Origin of the sequence: Rhizobium beringeri, from assembly GCF_004306515.1 — a bacterium.
In the GTDB taxonomy this organism is placed as follows: Bacteria; Pseudomonadota; Alphaproteobacteria; order Rhizobiales; family Rhizobiaceae; genus Rhizobium; species Rhizobium beringeri.
Map to the genome: position 1 here is coordinate 256,242 of NZ_SILG01000006.1, position 14,331 is coordinate 270,572.

The 14,331-nt window shown below is 59.6% G+C and carries 16 protein-coding genes, 4 pseudogenes and 1 riboswitch; of the genes and pseudogenes, 15 read left to right on the plus strand and 5 right to left on the minus strand.

From position 1 onward, the window contains the following. Positions 1 to 2: 2 nt before the first annotated feature. From ELH03_RS35535 to ELH03_RS35575, 9 genes and pseudogenes are all read left to right on the plus strand, one after another. A complete protein-coding gene (locus ELH03_RS35535; RefSeq protein ID WP_128404080.1) occupies positions 3 to 482 on the plus strand; it encodes a MarR family winged helix-turn-helix transcriptional regulator in 480 nt (159 codons plus the stop codon). Positions 483 to 515: 33 nt separating this feature from the next. Beyond that, the gene (locus tag ELH03_RS35540; RefSeq protein WP_130767548.1) at positions 516 to 2,858 is read left to right on the plus strand and encodes a beta-glucosidase family protein; all 2,343 of its coding nucleotides are present in this window, start codon (positions 516 to 518) and stop codon (positions 2,856 to 2,858) included. A gap of 16 nt (positions 2,859 to 2,874) precedes the next feature. Further along, positions 2,875 to 3,204, plus strand: a complete 330-nt coding sequence (locus ELH03_RS35545; RefSeq protein WP_029874441.1) for an XdhC family protein — start codon at positions 2,875 to 2,877, stop codon at positions 3,202 to 3,204. Further along, positions 3,204 to 3,899, plus strand: coding sequence for an XdhC family protein (locus tag ELH03_RS35550; protein WP_130767549.1), 696 nt, complete (start codon positions 3,204 to 3,206; stop codon positions 3,897 to 3,899). Before ELH03_RS35545 ends, ELH03_RS35550 begins: the two co-directional genes overlap by 1 nt. Before the next feature lie 189 nt (positions 3,900 to 4,088). Next, positions 4,089 to 4,712, plus strand: coding sequence for a nucleotidyltransferase family protein (locus ELH03_RS35555; protein ID WP_033184099.1), 624 nt, complete (start codon positions 4,089 to 4,091; stop codon positions 4,710 to 4,712). A 291-nt stretch (positions 4,713 to 5,003) separates the two neighbouring features. Continuing rightward, positions 5,004 to 5,624 (plus strand): type IV toxin-antitoxin system AbiEi family antitoxin domain-containing protein, encoded by a 621-nt coding sequence (locus tag ELH03_RS35560; protein WP_130767550.1) that lies wholly within the window; start codon positions 5,004 to 5,006, stop codon positions 5,622 to 5,624. After that, positions 5,614 to 5,714 (plus strand): annotated as a pseudogene (locus ELH03_RS38865) (nucleotidyl transferase AbiEii/AbiGii toxin family protein); the annotation flags it as partial. The gene ELH03_RS35560 and the pseudogene ELH03_RS38865, both read left to right, overlap by 11 nt. A gap of 75 nt (positions 5,715 to 5,789) precedes the next feature. Further along, positions 5,790 to 6,098 carry a type II toxin-antitoxin system TacA family antitoxin gene (locus ELH03_RS35570; RefSeq protein ID WP_128410189.1) on the plus strand — a complete coding sequence of 103 codons (309 nt, stop codon included), beginning with the start codon at positions 5,790 to 5,792 and terminating at the stop codon, positions 6,096 to 6,098. Beyond that, complete coding sequence (locus ELH03_RS35575; RefSeq protein ID WP_130767551.1) at positions 6,098 to 6,640, plus strand: GNAT family N-acetyltransferase; 543 nt, start codon at positions 6,098 to 6,100, stop codon at positions 6,638 to 6,640. Before ELH03_RS35570 ends, ELH03_RS35575 begins: the two co-directional genes overlap by 1 nt. 374 nt (positions 6,641 to 7,014) lie before the next feature. Here ELH03_RS35575 and ELH03_RS38395 read toward each other — a convergent pair. From ELH03_RS38395 to ELH03_RS35590, 3 genes and pseudogenes are all read right to left on the minus strand, one after another. Then, a pseudogene (locus tag ELH03_RS38395) lies at positions 7,015 to 7,136 on the minus strand (site-2 protease family protein); the annotation flags it as partial. A gap of 107 nt (positions 7,137 to 7,243) precedes the next feature. Continuing rightward, complete coding sequence (locus ELH03_RS35585) at positions 7,244 to 8,008, minus strand: slipin family protein (RefSeq protein ID WP_003550345.1); 765 nt, start codon at positions 8,006 to 8,008, stop codon at positions 7,244 to 7,246. A gap of 28 nt (positions 8,009 to 8,036) precedes the next feature. Beyond that, positions 8,037 to 9,386, minus strand: coding sequence for an NfeD family protein (locus tag ELH03_RS35590; RefSeq protein ID WP_128404074.1), 1,350 nt, complete (start codon positions 9,384 to 9,386; stop codon positions 8,037 to 8,039). Between the two features lie 99 nt (positions 9,387 to 9,485). On the opposite strand from ELH03_RS35590, the pseudogene ELH03_RS35595 reads away from it, so the two are divergent. Then, a pseudogene (locus tag ELH03_RS35595) lies at positions 9,486 to 9,593 on the plus strand (LysR family transcriptional regulator); the annotation flags it as partial. A gap of 16 nt (positions 9,594 to 9,609) precedes the next feature. Further along, on the plus strand, positions 9,610 to 9,918 hold the full coding sequence (locus tag ELH03_RS35600) for a hypothetical protein (protein WP_432422312.1): 309 nt from the start codon (positions 9,610 to 9,612) through the stop codon (positions 9,916 to 9,918). 103 nt (positions 9,919 to 10,021) lie between these two features. On the opposite strand, the pseudogene ELH03_RS35605 reads toward ELH03_RS35600, so the two are convergent. Beyond that, positions 10,022 to 10,228, minus strand: a pseudogene (locus ELH03_RS35605) (DinB/UmuC family translesion DNA polymerase); the annotation flags it as partial. Positions 10,229 to 10,303: 75 nt separating this feature from the next. On the opposite strand from ELH03_RS35605, the gene ELH03_RS35610 reads away from it, so the two are divergent. Both ELH03_RS35610 and ELH03_RS35615 read left to right on the plus strand, forming a co-directional pair. Next, the gene (locus tag ELH03_RS35610) at positions 10,304 to 10,537 is read left to right on the plus strand and encodes an AbrB/MazE/SpoVT family DNA-binding domain-containing protein (protein WP_128410187.1); all 234 of its coding nucleotides are present in this window, start codon (positions 10,304 to 10,306) and stop codon (positions 10,535 to 10,537) included. Further along, on the plus strand, positions 10,534 to 10,938 hold the full coding sequence (locus ELH03_RS35615; RefSeq protein ID WP_130767552.1) for a type II toxin-antitoxin system VapC family toxin: 405 nt from the start codon (positions 10,534 to 10,536) through the stop codon (positions 10,936 to 10,938). Before ELH03_RS35610 ends, ELH03_RS35615 begins: the two co-directional genes overlap by 4 nt. A gap of 346 nt (positions 10,939 to 11,284) precedes the next feature. On the opposite strand, the gene ELH03_RS35620 is transcribed toward ELH03_RS35615, so the two are convergent. Beyond that, entirely contained in the window at positions 11,285 to 11,935 is a 651-nt protein-coding gene (locus tag ELH03_RS35620; RefSeq protein WP_128404069.1) for a pyridoxamine 5'-phosphate oxidase family protein, read from the minus strand. Positions 11,936 to 12,250: 315 nt separating this feature from the next. Here ELH03_RS35620 and ELH03_RS35625 point away from each other — a divergent pair, with 315 nt between their 5' ends. Both ELH03_RS35625 and ELH03_RS35630 read left to right on the plus strand, forming a co-directional pair. After that, positions 12,251 to 13,090, plus strand: coding sequence for an SDR family NAD(P)-dependent oxidoreductase (locus tag ELH03_RS35625; RefSeq protein WP_128404068.1), 840 nt, complete (start codon positions 12,251 to 12,253; stop codon positions 13,088 to 13,090). 349 nt (positions 13,091 to 13,439) lie between these two features. Next, the gene (locus ELH03_RS35630; RefSeq protein ID WP_128404067.1) at positions 13,440 to 13,634 is read left to right on the plus strand and encodes a hypothetical protein; all 195 of its coding nucleotides are present in this window, start codon (positions 13,440 to 13,442) and stop codon (positions 13,632 to 13,634) included. A gap of 539 nt (positions 13,635 to 14,173) precedes the next feature. Further along, positions 14,174 to 14,306, plus strand: a riboswitch (TPP riboswitch). Positions 14,307 to 14,331: the final 25 nt, after the last annotated feature.

The following is a 14,331-nucleotide window of genomic DNA, read 5'->3' on the forward strand; positions in this document are numbered from 1 at the left end:
CTATGGACGTTCCGTTCAAAGACAAGGGCGGCCGACAAAAGACCGCAGCGACCGAAGGGCCCGGCCAGCAGGCACAGTATACGCTTGGCGAGCAGATCGGCTTCTATCTGCGCCAGGCCAACCAGCGGCACGTGGCGATCTTTGCGAGCCTGATGGCGGAGAAGCTGACCACCACCCAATGGGCGGCGCTCGTCAGGCTGAAGGACCTGCAGCCCTGTTCGCAGGGCAATCTCGGCCGCGAGACCGCTATGGATATGGCGACCATCAAGGGCGTCGTCGATCGACTGGTGAAGCGTGGCCTCGTTCACACCGCCCCCGACGCGACCGACGCGCGCCGCCTGGTGCTGACGCTGACGCCGGAAGGCGAGGTGACAGTCGCCCGCAACCTGTCGGTCGCGCTGCAGATCTCGCAGGAAACGTTGAGCACGCTGACACTTGCCGAGCGGATGATGCTGATGGAACTCCTTCAGAAGATCTGTTGACACACGCCTGATCCGCAGTACCGGAGACAAATCATGTTCCAGCCGAGCGACCCCGACATTCGAGCGCTTGTCGATCAGATGACGGTGGCCGAAAAGGTCGATCTCCTGAGCGGGCGTGGCCTGTGGAAGACGGCATCGATCGATAGGCTCGATGTTCCTTCGATCGTCATGACCGATGGGGCCTATGGGGTACGCTACTCGACCACCCAGATCGACGCCGGCGACAACGACGAAGACAGTCTGCGGGCGTTCCTCGATCTCGTCGGGCAACAGGGCGACGGATCGGGCGGCATGTTCGGTGCCACCCGCCCGGCCACTTGCTTTCCCAACGGCAATCTGCTCGGCTGTTCCTGGGATATCGATCTTGCCTATCGCATGGGCTCTGCGCTGGCGGCCGAGTGCCAGGATTTCGGGGTTCATCTGCTTTTGGGCCCCGGCATCAACATAAGGCGCACGCCGCTGGCCGGGCGGGCCTACGAATATTATTCCGAGGATCCTGTTATCAGCGGCGACATGGCAGCGGCCGTCATCTGCGGATTGCAGGATAACGGCGTCGGCGCCTCGCTCAAGCATTTCGCCTGCAATAATTCCGAAATCGAGCGAACCACGACCAGTTCCAATGTCGATGAGCGCGCCCTGCGCGAAATATACCTGGCAGGCTTCGAGCGGGCGATCGAAAAGAGCGCGCCGTGGACCGTGATGAGCGCCTACAATCCGCTGAACGGCATCCAGGCCGCCGAACATCATTGGCTGCTGCGCACCGTGCTGCGCGGTGAATGGGGCTATGACGGGCTTGTCCTGTCAGACTGGCACGCGATCAAGGATCGTGGCGCAGCACTCGATGCCGGCACCGAACTCGACATGCCGGAAAGCAAGCCCCGCAAGGCGCGTCTCCATGCGGCGATCAACGCCGGCGACGTGGCGCCCGAGGTGATCGATGCGGCTTGCGCCAAAGTTCTGGCGTTCGTGCGCAAATGCAAGTCGAGCGAGCGGCGCGGCACGCCGGCGGATTTCGAGGCGCATCATGCGCTGGCGCGCGATATCGCGGCGGAATCGATCGTGCTGCTGCGCAATGAAGGCAAGGCGCTGCCGCTCGATCCCGGCCGGCCGGGTGAGCTTCTCATTGTCGGCGACGGCGCCGTCACTCCTGTTATCCAAGGCTCCGGCTCGGCCACCACCAATCCCTATCGCGTCGACATTCCGTTCGTCCAGATTGCCGCGCGGGCGGGAGACAGCCTGAAGGTCCGGCATCTGCCCTTCTCGCCGGTCGCGCAGCCCGACGTGGCGGCGTCGATCGAGGCGATCGTCGAAGCCGCGGAGCGTGCCGATTTGGTTATGGTGTTTGCGGAAAACGAGAAGAGCCGTCACGGCGAGGGCAACGACCGCGACACACTGAAGCTCGCCGCCGGCCACAATGCACTCATCACGGCGTTGGCGGCGACAGGTCGCAAGGTCGTCGTCGTGCTCTCGATGCCAGACGCGGTCGAGATGCCATGGATCGGGGATGTCGACGCCGTCCTGGCCAGTTTCTATGCCGGGCAGGGCGGTGGCGAAGCACTGGCCCGCATCCTGTTTGGAGAGCAGAACCCGTGCGGCAAGCTCTCCGCCAGCATTCCGGTTCGCATGCAGGATATTCCTGGATGGCACACCTACCCGGGCGAGCATGGCCGGCATGTCTATAGCGAGGGCATATTCGTCGGTTACCGGTTCTACGATCTGAAGGATATTGCGCCAGCCTTTCCGTTCGGACATGGGCTCAGCTACACCACGTTCGCCTATGAGGATCTCAGGCTCGATACGCAGGAGATCACGCCCGGCGCCGGCTGCATCGCCACCCTTACCATCCGCAACACAGGTACGGTTGCCGGCAAGGAAATCGTCCAACTCTATGTCCGGCCAATAAAGTCGGGTCTCAAGCGACCCGTGCGTGAGCTCAAGTCCTTCACCAAGCTTCATCTGGCGCCAGGAGAAGCGAAGAGGGTAACGCTTGACCTTGCGCAGCGCGATTTCCAGTATTTCGACACGTCGCGTTCGGCATGGGTTCTTGACGCTGAGGCTTTTGTAATCGAAGCGGCTGCATCCTCCAGAGATATCCGCTTGTCGATCACCCTGCCATGCAGCTCGGAGGCTCCGGCCCTGCCGACGATTTCGGCCAATTCTCCGACAGCGCTTGTCTTTGCCCACCCGAACGCCGAGGCCGCTCTCGTTCGTTTCTTCGTCAGCAGGCTTTCGATCTCCGCTGCCGAAGCCATGGCCCTTCTTGCCAAGACAAAGGGCTCCTTTCTCGGATTCTACGACACTTTGAGCTGGTATGTCGGAGACAGCGTCAAAGAGGCGGATATTGCCGAAGTCTTCTCAGAACTAAACCAACACTAGATTGAGGCCCGCAGGAATGACCATCCAGACGAACCTGACCGACCCGTTGCTGACGGCCGAGCACTGGATGGAAGCGGGCCGAGCTGTTGCGATTGCGACGGTGATCGAGACGTGGGGTTCGGCGCCGCGTCCGGTTGGCAGTCATCTGGTGGTCGATGGTGATGGCAACTTCGAGGGTTCGGTTTCCGGTGGCTGCGTCGAGGGTGCGGTGGTTACCGCCGCTGCCGAGGTAATTGCCGCCGGCAAGGCGCAGATGCTGGAATTCGGCGTTGCGGACGAGACCGCCTGGCGCGCCGGGCTGTCGTGCGGCGGGCGTATCCGTGTCTTTGTCGAGAGGCTCGGCTGATGCTCCGCGACAGCCTGCAGCGTTTGAACGCCGCGCGCCGGAAGCGTCTCGCCGTCGTGCTGCTGACAGATTTTCGGGGAGAAGAGCATATCTTCCTGGAAGGGGATCCGGTCGAGCCGCCATTTGCCGCGCTCGTCGAAGGCGCCTTTCGGTCTGGCCGCTCGATGGCTTTCGAGACGATAGATGCCAGCGGCTTCCTCAATGTTTACCTACCTGCCCCGCGCATCGCCGTCATCGGCGCCGTCCATATCAGCCAGTATCTGACGCCGATGGCAAGGTTGGCCGGCTTCGATGTGCGCATCATCGATCCGCGCACAGCCTTTGCGACGCGTGATCGCTTTCCCGATGTGCAGATGTGCACCGATTGGCCCGTCGATGCATTGATGGCGGATCCACTCGACCGCTATACCGCCTTAGTCGCACTCACCCACGATCCCAAGATCGATGATTTTCCCCTGGCCGAGGCATTGCGCACCGGCTGCTTCTATATCGGCGCGCTCGGCAGCCGAAAGACCCACGCAGCGCGGGCAGGCCGCCTTGCCGCATACGGCTTCGGTGCCGATGCGCTTTCGACGATCCATGCGCCGATCGGGCTCGACATCGGCGCATCCAATCCAGCTGAGATCGCCGTAGCGATCCTTGCTCAGGTCATCAAAGCGCTTCGCACGAGCAGCCGCCAGACGATGCCTGCGTAGCGCCTATGGAGAGGCTCGCCCTCCGACGATGACGAAGATGGAAAATAGCTTGCCTGAACGCTAAGCTGCTGCAAGGGGTTGTTTCGAAAACGCATTGCTGCCGAGGTAAAAGCCGCTGCACGTTCGGTACCTCGCAACCTGGAGTTTGTCGACGGAGGACGCTGCGGCGTTGGTGGGATCGGGAAAGAGATGCGAGCAAAGCCGAATGTATCAATCGTCGTGCTGGCGGCTGGCTTGGCAACGCGCATGGGCTCGAATGGCGGGCACAAGCTGTTGGCCATGTTTGACGGAATGCCGCTCGTGCGTCGCTCGGCTTTGGTCGCCAACGCCAGTACCGCCCTTTCCATCATCGTCGTCGTCGGCCATCGGCAAGACGATATCCGCGAGGTTCTCACCGGCCTGCCCGTGCATATTATCGTCAATCCAGACTACCGAGCGGGCATGTCGAGTTCACTGGCGGCCGGATTTGCCGCTGCTGTAGCCGACGGCGCCGATGGTGTTCTGATCTTGCTTGCCGATATGCCAGGCATTTCTACAGACAATCTGAATCAGCTGATTGACGCGTTCCAAGTCGCGGACGGCGCGCCAATCGTTTGCGCCGCTTCTGAGGGTATGCCAGGCAACCCGGTAATCTTGCCACGGTCCCTTAACGACAGCGTTCTCCGCTTGAGGGGCGATATCGGTGCCCGCGACCTGATCAGAACATCGGGGCTGCAGGTCATTGAGGTCGAGATAGGAACCGCGGCGCTAACCGATGTCGATACCGCCGAGGCGATTGTCGCTGCCGGTGGCATTCCTGTTGAGGACTGCTAAGCGATGCCGCCGCTCGACCCAGCGGGTTCTCAAGCCGTTTGGACGCCGACGGTGAAGAGATCCACGTCACCGTGGTCATCCGTCAATGCTGTCTCAGCCCGGGAGCTAGGCGAAGAAACCGATCAGGACATGCCGAGCCTAGCCTCTGAAAGGTGTTGATCCTGATCGCTGTATGGCAGGCGGGCGAAAAGGGGCCCCTGCCGCTTTGTCGAAATGGGGGATTTCCGAGTAACCGGCCCTGTGATGAAACCTCTGCTATATATTCGATGAATAGAGGAATCGTCACAGACGATGACATCCACCACCGCCCAGAGACTTCGTGCGCTCGACCTCCTGAAAGCGCGGGGAATGCTCCGGCTGAAGGATTTCGTTGCCGAAGGCATTGGACCGGAGACGCTCGCCCGTCTCGTTCGGGAGGAGGCGGTCGTACGCCCGGCACGAGGCCTGTATCTACTCCCAGACACTCAGGCTGAGGCGGCCCATGCGCTCGCTGAAGCGGCTGTTCTGGTTCCAAAGGGCGTGGTCTGCTTGACCTCGGCGCTCCAATACCACGAACTGACGCTGCAGATGCCCTCGGCTGTGTGGATGGCGATCGACCGCACTGCCTGGCGCCCCAAGATCGATTATCCGCCTATCAAGTTCGAACGCTTCAAGGGGTCCGCTCTCACCGAGGGCGTCGAACGGCATCGCATCGAGGGCGTCGAGGTGCCGATCACAAATCCGGCGCGTTCGATCGTCGATTGCTTCCGCTATCGGACGAAAGTTGGCCTCGACGTTGCGATGGAGGGGTTGCGCGAGGGGCTCCGCCGGCGCAAGACCACAAGCGACGACCTCTGGACATATGCGAAAGAAGCCAGGATCTGGTCGACCATGCGACCCTATGTCGAAGCGACGGTGGCCGATGGCGCGTGAACCCAAGAAAAACGTAGGGCATCGGTGCGCGCCCGGCTGCTGGATCGGTCTCGCGCAGAGCGTACGGACTTTCAGATCCTACTGACGCGGAAGCGGAAAATCTTGACGTGTACGTCATTTTGACGTACGCATAGCCACACTGTTACACCTGAACAGGAGGCGACTATGCTTGCTTTCAAAGACATGACTGCCGAAATCGATGAACCAAACGACGCACGCATGGGCTTCCGTACGAAGGCGCGCATCAAGACGGCAATTCAACGCGCTGCTGCGCTGTCCGGTGTAGACGACTCCGCTTTCACGATCAACGCTGCTTATCAAGCCGCCATGACGACGATTGCCGTTCATGAACGGACCCTTTTGCAGCCAGCCGATCATGCTGCGTTTTTTGCTGCACTGGACAACCCGCCAGAGCCGACAGATAGCCTTAAGGCTGCTTTCAAGCGTCACAGCGAGACTGTCGTTTCAAAATAATGCCGCAAAACGAAGCGCCAAAGCCAATCATCGAGCCGCTCGATCCCCTAAAACATGATCGGGCGGCTTTTTCGTGCGGCATTGAGCAGGTCGACAATTTCTTTCAGAAGACCGCAAACAAGCTTCAGAAGAGCGACAATCTTCGTGTTTTCGTGATGACGCAAGACGGAGGCCCGGTGATGGGCTTCTACGCCATCAACAGTCACGCTGTTGATTATACGGAGCTTCCGAAAAGGTTCGCCCGCGACCGGCCCGGACATGGGTCAATTCCCGCGGCCTACATCTCAATGATCGGTCGCGACTTGAAATTCGCTGGCAGCGGATACGGCGGCGACCTGCTGATCGACTGCTTCACGCGAATAGCGCGTATCTCGGATGACATAGGAACGGCTATCGTCATGCTCGATGTCCTGGATTGCGGTGATGCAGAGCGGACCGAGAGACGAGTAAAGCTTTACAAGGAATACGGCTTCCAGCCTCTGCCAACAAATGCGATGCGGATGTTCATCCCAATCGCGACGATCAAAAAGATGTTCGACTAAACCCTGCCGCTCATGGAGTTCTCGACTGGTCTGTCGTAAGGATTTCGTCATGACTTTAGAAGGTGAGGTCTCGTCGACTTGAATGTGCAAATCTCTAGCACGAAGCTAGGCCATCCCGGATTGAATAACTCGGTACATGAACCATCGCTGACAGTGCAGCCTAGTTCATCCCGAGCTTGATTTCTAACAGCGTAAGCCGCACTTGCGTGGGAGTCGCACTAAATAGAGCTTCTCCATGCCGGCAACGCTGTTTCGTCCGCGCAACGTCTCAAAGTTATGGACAATGCGGGAGAGCAAGAACTTCGGCGGAGCAGCCGGAATATAGCTCGGGTCGTAAGAGTTGGTTTCTCAATACCTTGACAAAATGAGATGTCCGATGGCGCGCCGCCGATGCGATAATGCGCGCAAACCATATCCAGACGAGCAGGAGCGCGAAGGTGATGTGAACGCGTATTGCAGTGCCGCCGATCGTCCCGATCTTGAAGGACCGACCCATCGGTCACTCCCTTCCATTCTGATGAAGATCTCAAACGCGCTTCTTAGCTGACACCTTGACCGCAGGACCATCGCTACATCGGCAAAAACAACGCATTCAAGGCGTCGTCATCGGTCCGGTTTGGGCGGCATCAAATTGCCGAACTCCATCGGAAAAGGAAATATGATCGTCGAGGTCTTTTCGCCGGCGATGACGTTCAATGTACTCAAATAACGAAGTTGCATGGCCTCGGGTTGCCTGGCGAGGATTTCGGCTGCTTCAAGCAGTTTGGCTGCAGCCTGCTGCTCGCCTTCGGCATTGATGATCTTGGCGCGCCGCTCGCGCTCGGCTTCTGCCTGACGGGCAATTGCGCGGATCATCGATTCGTTGATGTCGACATGTTTGATCTCCACATTGGCGACCTTGATGCCCCAGGCATCGGTCTGGGCGTCGAGGATTTCCTGAATGTCGATGTTGAGCTTGTCGCGTTCCGCCAGCATCTCGTCGAGGTCATGCTTGCCGAGCACCGAGCGCAGTGTCGTCTGGGCGAGCTGGCTCGTCGCCATCATGAAGTCCTCGACCTGGATCGTCGACCTCTCGGGATCGACGACCCTGAAATAGATCACCGCGCTGACGCGGACCGAAACATTGTCATGCGAAATGACATCCTGGCCGGGCACGTCGAGCACCCGCGTGCGCAGGTCGACCCGCATCATCTGCTGGACATATGGGATGAGCAGGATCAAGCCGGGCCCCTTGACACCGGTGAAACGGCCAAGCGTGAAAACCACGCCGCGTTCATATTCCCGCAGGATCTTGATCGCAGATGCGACGACGACGAGCAGAATAAAGATGATCACAAGATAGAAGGCGAGATCTGCAAACATGCCCATGACTTTTCCTCCTGCATTCTGAAGGCCGTTAGGCCTCCTGCGAACTGCGGACCACTTCGAGCGTCAACCCATCCCGGCCGGTCACTTTTACGCCGTCGCCGGCGGCAAGCGGCTCGGTTGAAACGGCCTTCCAGCGCTCGCCATGGGCGATGACGTAGCCCGAGATGCCCGTCCAGCTGTCGACCTTGCCTGAAATTCCGATCATCTGCTCGCCGCCGGTGACGACATCGTGCCAGCGCGAGATGAAGGCCAGACGAGCAATGAGAAAGCTAAGAGCGAGGCAGGCGACGGCGATTGCGCCAAGCACCGACCAGGAAACCTTAAGCCCGGGTATGTCCGTGTCGAACAAGATGGTAGCGCCGAGCACCAGTGCGATGCCGCCGCCGACGCCGAGTGCGCCGAAGGACGGCGAATGCGCCTCGGCCACCGTCAGACCCACGCCGAGAATGACCAGCCCGAGGCCCGCAAAACTCACCGGCAGCAGGGCCAAAGCATAGAGACCAAGCAGCAGGCAGATGCCGCCGATCGTTCCCGGCACCAGCGTCCCGGGCGTCAGAAATTCAAAGATCAGGCCGTAGATACCGACCATCATCAAGATCAGCGCGATGTTCGGATCGGTGATCACCGAAAGCAGGCGGGTTCGCCAGTCCGGTTCAAGTTCCTGGACGATGAGACCCGATGTTTCGAGCCGGACATCCGTTTGACCGACCCGGACGACCCGGCCCTGCGCCTGTGCCAGGAGATCGTTTATATCGGCCGCCGTGAAATCTATGACCTTCTCACGCAGAGCTGCCGCGGAGGAAAGGCTCGCGGCCTCGCGCACGGCGCGCTCCGCCCAGTCGGCGTTACGATTGCGCAGTTCCGCAAGCCCGCGGATATAGGCCACCGCATCGTTGATCGCCTTCGCCTCGCCGGCATCGCGCGGCACCTGCCGCTGCTTGCCGGTCGTATCAGGGCTGTCGTTCCGGTCATCATCGGATGGTCGGCCGCCAATTGCGATCGGCGTCGCCGCACCCAGATTGGTGCCCGGTGCCATTGCCGCGATATGGCTTGCGTAAAGAATATAGGTGCCGGCGCTGGCGGCTCGTGCTCCGCTGGGTGCAACGAAACTCGCGACCGGTATCGAGGAGGCAAGGATCGCACGAATGATGTCGCGCATCGACGTGTCGAGACCGCCGGGCGTGTCGATCTGCAGGACAACCAGGCTGGCGCCACGTTCATTGGCCCGTTGAAGGCCGCGTCTTACATAGTCGGCCGTCGCCGGGCCAATCGCCCCGTTCACCTTCAAGACTATAGCGACACGCTCAGCTTCGGATGCGGGCGTCGCCAGGCCCAAAGCCGAGAACAACGTCAGTAGCAAAGCAAGGATTGACGGCATCCACCGCCAAAGCTCCAAACGCCACACAATCGTCCGCCGGACTCTCATATTTTGAAATATATGGCAGAACTGCGAAACGGTAAGAGACAAGTCTTTTCTCAACTCTTCGTGCGGACCACGCGCCAGGTGTCGCTGACGACCGATGGCGCGATCTTCGCCGCCCAGATACAGCCGGCGGTGCAGGCGTTGGACAGACCACCTCAAGAACCACGGCTTCCTCTATGTGGGAGCCGGCCGCTGGCGGTTGTCTCCGGTTTTCGATGTGAACCCCGCGCCTGACCGCAATCCGCATCTCGAAACGGCGATCATCGAGAGCGGCGCGCATGACCGGTCGATCCTTCTGGCCCTCGAAGCGTGCGAGTTCTTCGAGATCGCCGACGAGGACGCCCGCCAAATGATCCGCGAGAGGGCGCGGCGTATTTCCGATCTATGGCGTGAGGCGCTTCGACAGGTGGGCGTCTCCGGGGCTTTGGCGCGGCAATATGAGCCCGCCTTCATAAACGACCAGACTGACCTAGCGAACAATGTTTAATTACCAAATATGCATCATATAGCGGTATAATTCATCATATATGACATATCGCGGCTGTGGGCATGGTCGAGGCATCCGTTTCTCTGAAGTCACTTTTGTCGGTTTAAAGCGCAAGCCGCAACTGTGGCGGCCGTCGTTCTTCCAGTGAGGACAGGGAGACGCCAAGCAGACGTATTCCATTTCGTGGAGGGAAGAGCTGCACAAGAAGCAGGTCGACCACCTCCTCGAGATCGGCAATTGCCAGCAGAACTGTCGGAACTGTCTTGCTAGTGGTGATCTGGGTGAAGTCGGCATACTTGACGTTGAGCGTTTGGTTCACCCGGGATATTGAAATCGAACCCGGATGGTAATACCTAATGTCAAAGCGGTATTACGAGGTTTCGGCATGACGACGACAGTCACAGCAAAAGGGCAGGTCACCATCCCTAAAGCGGTTCGGGAATTGCTCGGGATTGTTCCCGGAAGCGAGGTCGATTTTCATCGGACTGCAGATGGTAGTGTGGTACTGACAAGAGCCGACAGGAAGCAGCCCCCCAGCCGCTTTCAAAAGCTTCGGGGACACGCCGGAGAGGGGCTCAATACCGACGCGATCATGGCGCTCACCCGTGGTGACGTGTGACGCTCATCGACACGAATGTCCTGCTCGATCTCGTGACCAATGACGGAACTTGGGCTGACTGGTCGATTGAGCAACTCGAAGCGGCCAATCTCGCCGGCCCGCTGCTGATTAACGATGTCGTTTATGCCGAACTTGCGGTCCGCTATGATCGCATCGAGGAACTGGACGCGTTCATCGACGAGGCGGGACTGGTCGTCGCGGCGTTTCCGCGGGCGGCGCTGTTTCTTGCCGGAAAGGCCTTCACGCGGTATCGCCGGGCCGGTGGTTCTCGGACGGGTGTCTTGCCGGATTTCTTCATCGGCGCGCATGCTGCGGTTCAGCAGGTCCCGCTGTTAACACGAGACGTTGGTCGGTACCGGCCATATTTCCCAACTGTCGTGTTGATCTCACCGGCTCAGTGATTTCACCGCAGGGGGGGCAAAATCACAACCCTGGCACCTTGGTCAGCCCCTGAACTTTCAAGAACGGGGTCGATGGTTCGAATGTCATCAAGAGCAGTCATTTGCCAAATTGCTCTCGTATCGGCGGAAATACTGACCTCGTGAATATCGCATGAGGGGAACGAGGCCGACCTAGCCCATGGCCTCGTTGCAGTATCGGGGACAACCGGCAGCACCCACGAAGGCTGCTATCGACTAGGTGAGCAGAAAGCCTTAGTGCGTATCTCTCGAAGTTTGAACCACTCAGCTTAGTGCCCTCTGCGCGGCCGATTGGCTGTAGATGCCCTCTCCCGACAAAGGCTCGCAGTCAGTAAAGTGTCCTCTTGTAGGCGACCTCCAGATCGTCATCCATTCTGCGCATCTCATCGGCATCCGTCGGTGCGCCCGTCGTTTCGTCGAGGATGATCTTGACGAGAGATGGCATTTCGCGGCGATCCTGAAAATGATCCGGGCTCCACAGGTGGGAGCGCCGGAACGCCTTGGCGCAGTGCATGTAGACTTCGCTCACCTCGACCACGATTGCGAGCTTGGGAGCGCGATCGTTGACGCTCATGCCCGCCAGAAGTTCGGGGTCGGTCGTCAGCGTGGCGTGCCCGTTCACCCGCAACGTGTCGTCAAAGCCCGGTATGATGAAGAGCAATCCGACGATCGGATTGGCGATGATGTTGACCAGCGTATCGAGACGGTTGTTTCCAGGGCGGTCGGGTATCGCCAGCGTGCGCTCGTCAAGAACCTTGACGAAGCCGACGGGGTCGCCGCGCGGGCTGACATCCGCCTTCCCATCCAGATCCTGCGTACCGATGCAGAGGAATGGCGACCGGCTGATGAACTCCCTCGCATGCTGGCCGATCGTCGCCTGACATTTCTGAATGGCCAGCGCATGGGTTGCCTCGAACAGGCCACGAAGAGACTGCTCGTCTCTTATGGCGAATTCCGGGTCGAGCTCGAACCTGTTCATGCACCCCCTCGAAGCGGTAGTGTTGACTGGGCGGCGGCCTCGCCCGAGCAATTCGCCTAGGCGGCGACCGTAAAAAGATGTACGTACCTCATTCTCGTACAGCAAATCACAGCGACGATCAAGATCGTCGAAGGATTAACCCCCGACACCCACTCGCGGGACACGACCTGAGGGCAAACGAAGTCGCAGATATGACAGCTGTGCGACGTAAGCGCCGGGTCCTTAACCGAGGCGCGACCATTGATCAACCTGCAGCGCCGTCTACATAGTGCTGGCGAGCAGAACCGAATCCTCACTACAAGATCAGGAGAACAAATGGCCCGGCTTATCGACACCGTAGCCGTCGTGACTGGTGGCGGCAGAGGAATTGGACGGGAGATCGCCCTCCAACAGGCACGGGAGGGCGCCAGGGTCGCTGTGCTTGCGCGAACAGCCACCGAGATCGAGGAAACAGTTTCGCTGATTCAAGGAGAGGGCGGTCAAGCGATAGCTTTGCCGACCGACGTTACCGACCAAGGCGCCGTGGAAAGCGCCTTTAGGCGGATCGCGACTGAATTAGGCCCAGTTGATACATTGGTCAATAATCACGGCTCTTTCCAGGCTTTCGGACCAGTATGGGAATGTGATCCTCTTGTCTGGTGGCGGGATGTAGAGATCAATTTTCGAGGAACCTTCCACACCTGCCGCGCGGTATCTCCGACGATGTTGGCGCGGGGCAAGGGTCGGATCGTCAACCTTGTGGGTGGTGGAACAGGCAACAGCTTCCCACACGGCTCCGGTTACGCATCGAGTAAAGCAGCCATCATGCGTCTGACCGAGTGTCTCAACGATACGACGATCGCTCACAGCGTGCGTGCCTTCGCAGTCGATCCGGGGCTTGTGCGAAGTGCGATGACCGAAATGCAGCTGTCATCGGAGGCGGGGAAAACTTATCTTCCTGGCATCCAGCAGCTCTTCGACGATGGCGTCGACATCGACCCTTCACGCGCTGCCCTTCTGATCAGAGATATCGCTGCTGGTCGTTTCGATGTTCTTGCTGGTCGGCTCTTGCGCGGCGTCGATGATCGCGACGCGCTCGAAGAGGAAATGTACGACGTGGTCGCGGCGGATGGCAGGGCGTTGCGCTTCAGCGCTATCGAGCAACAAAAGCTCTGACGTTGCCGCCCGATGGAGCGGGTTGGCTCGATCAAACTGGGAAACTCTGCGCCCATGCGGAGGGACGGAGGCCGATTGCCCCAAATGCCCCTGCCGGCGACTGCGGGCTGGGTCGTAGATGCATGCGTCTTCGGCTCTTTCGGCGATCTTTGCTTAGAGACCAGCTTGAGTCAGCCCTGAAGCGCCGTGCCCTTCAGGGCTGCCGAACCGACGCGTAGCGGCGATTACCTGTGTTTAAGGGAGAAGAACCATGCGCCTGCTGGTCATAGAAGAACGGACGTGGGGTCGCTGTGATGATCGAAGAGGTCGCGATCGCTGAGGGATTTGAAACGCCGGGATCGCGACGATCATGTCTGAGGCCTTGAAGCTTGCATCGGAGGCCGATGTCGCGATCATCGACGTTCGGCTGGGCGACGGTCTCACCGGCCCCTCCATCGCCCGCTCTTCGTTCGCCTTCGGACTGGGCGTCGTCTATCTCCCCGCGAATGCCAATCTGGTCGAGGAGCCTGACGGGCAGTCTGTGATCACCAAGCCTGGCCGTTGACGATGGCGGTGAGCCTATAAACGGATCGAGGGACGCATTGATGATGGTGTCACCTCGGCGCTGACATCGATGAATTATTGCGAGTGAGTCGGACTTCGGTCCGATGGTAGTCAGCAAGCTCTCTGCTAATTTCCGTTCCGCTGACACTGCAAAACTCAGCACGAAAAGGGTGTCTGCCCCTGATCCGGAGCACCCTTTTCAAACTCATTTTCGGGAATACCCTTTGACCCTCGGCACCGATGGTGCGCGGGCGGCCAACCTCACAATTGTTCGTAGGTATAGGCAATTTGTCGGTGCACCTTGCGTGCGATGGGGTTGCCCATGAAAAAGCCCCCGCCACGTGGCGGGGCTGAGTTCGCATGCAGGAAAAGTCAGGAGTGGTCGGGTGATAGCGGATGGGCACCGAGCCGTTGGCGATTTCTTCGCGTTCCTGGAGGTTCTGGCGGGGAATCGCGCCGGCGCTGAGCATGCCTCCAGCGGTCGGTTCCGGATGGTGCCCTAAGGGCTTGACGGAACGCCATTTCTCACAATAGCTTAAACCTATTCACCAGGGGGGTCCCGCCAAGGGGCTGAGATATTGCTGGTCGGATCGGCTTTGGCCGCCCGAGGCGCAGTGACCCGTTGAACCTGATCCAGTTCATACTGGCGTAGGGACGGTGCGGGCGCTGCGGCAGCGAGGGCGGGTATCCGTCCTTCG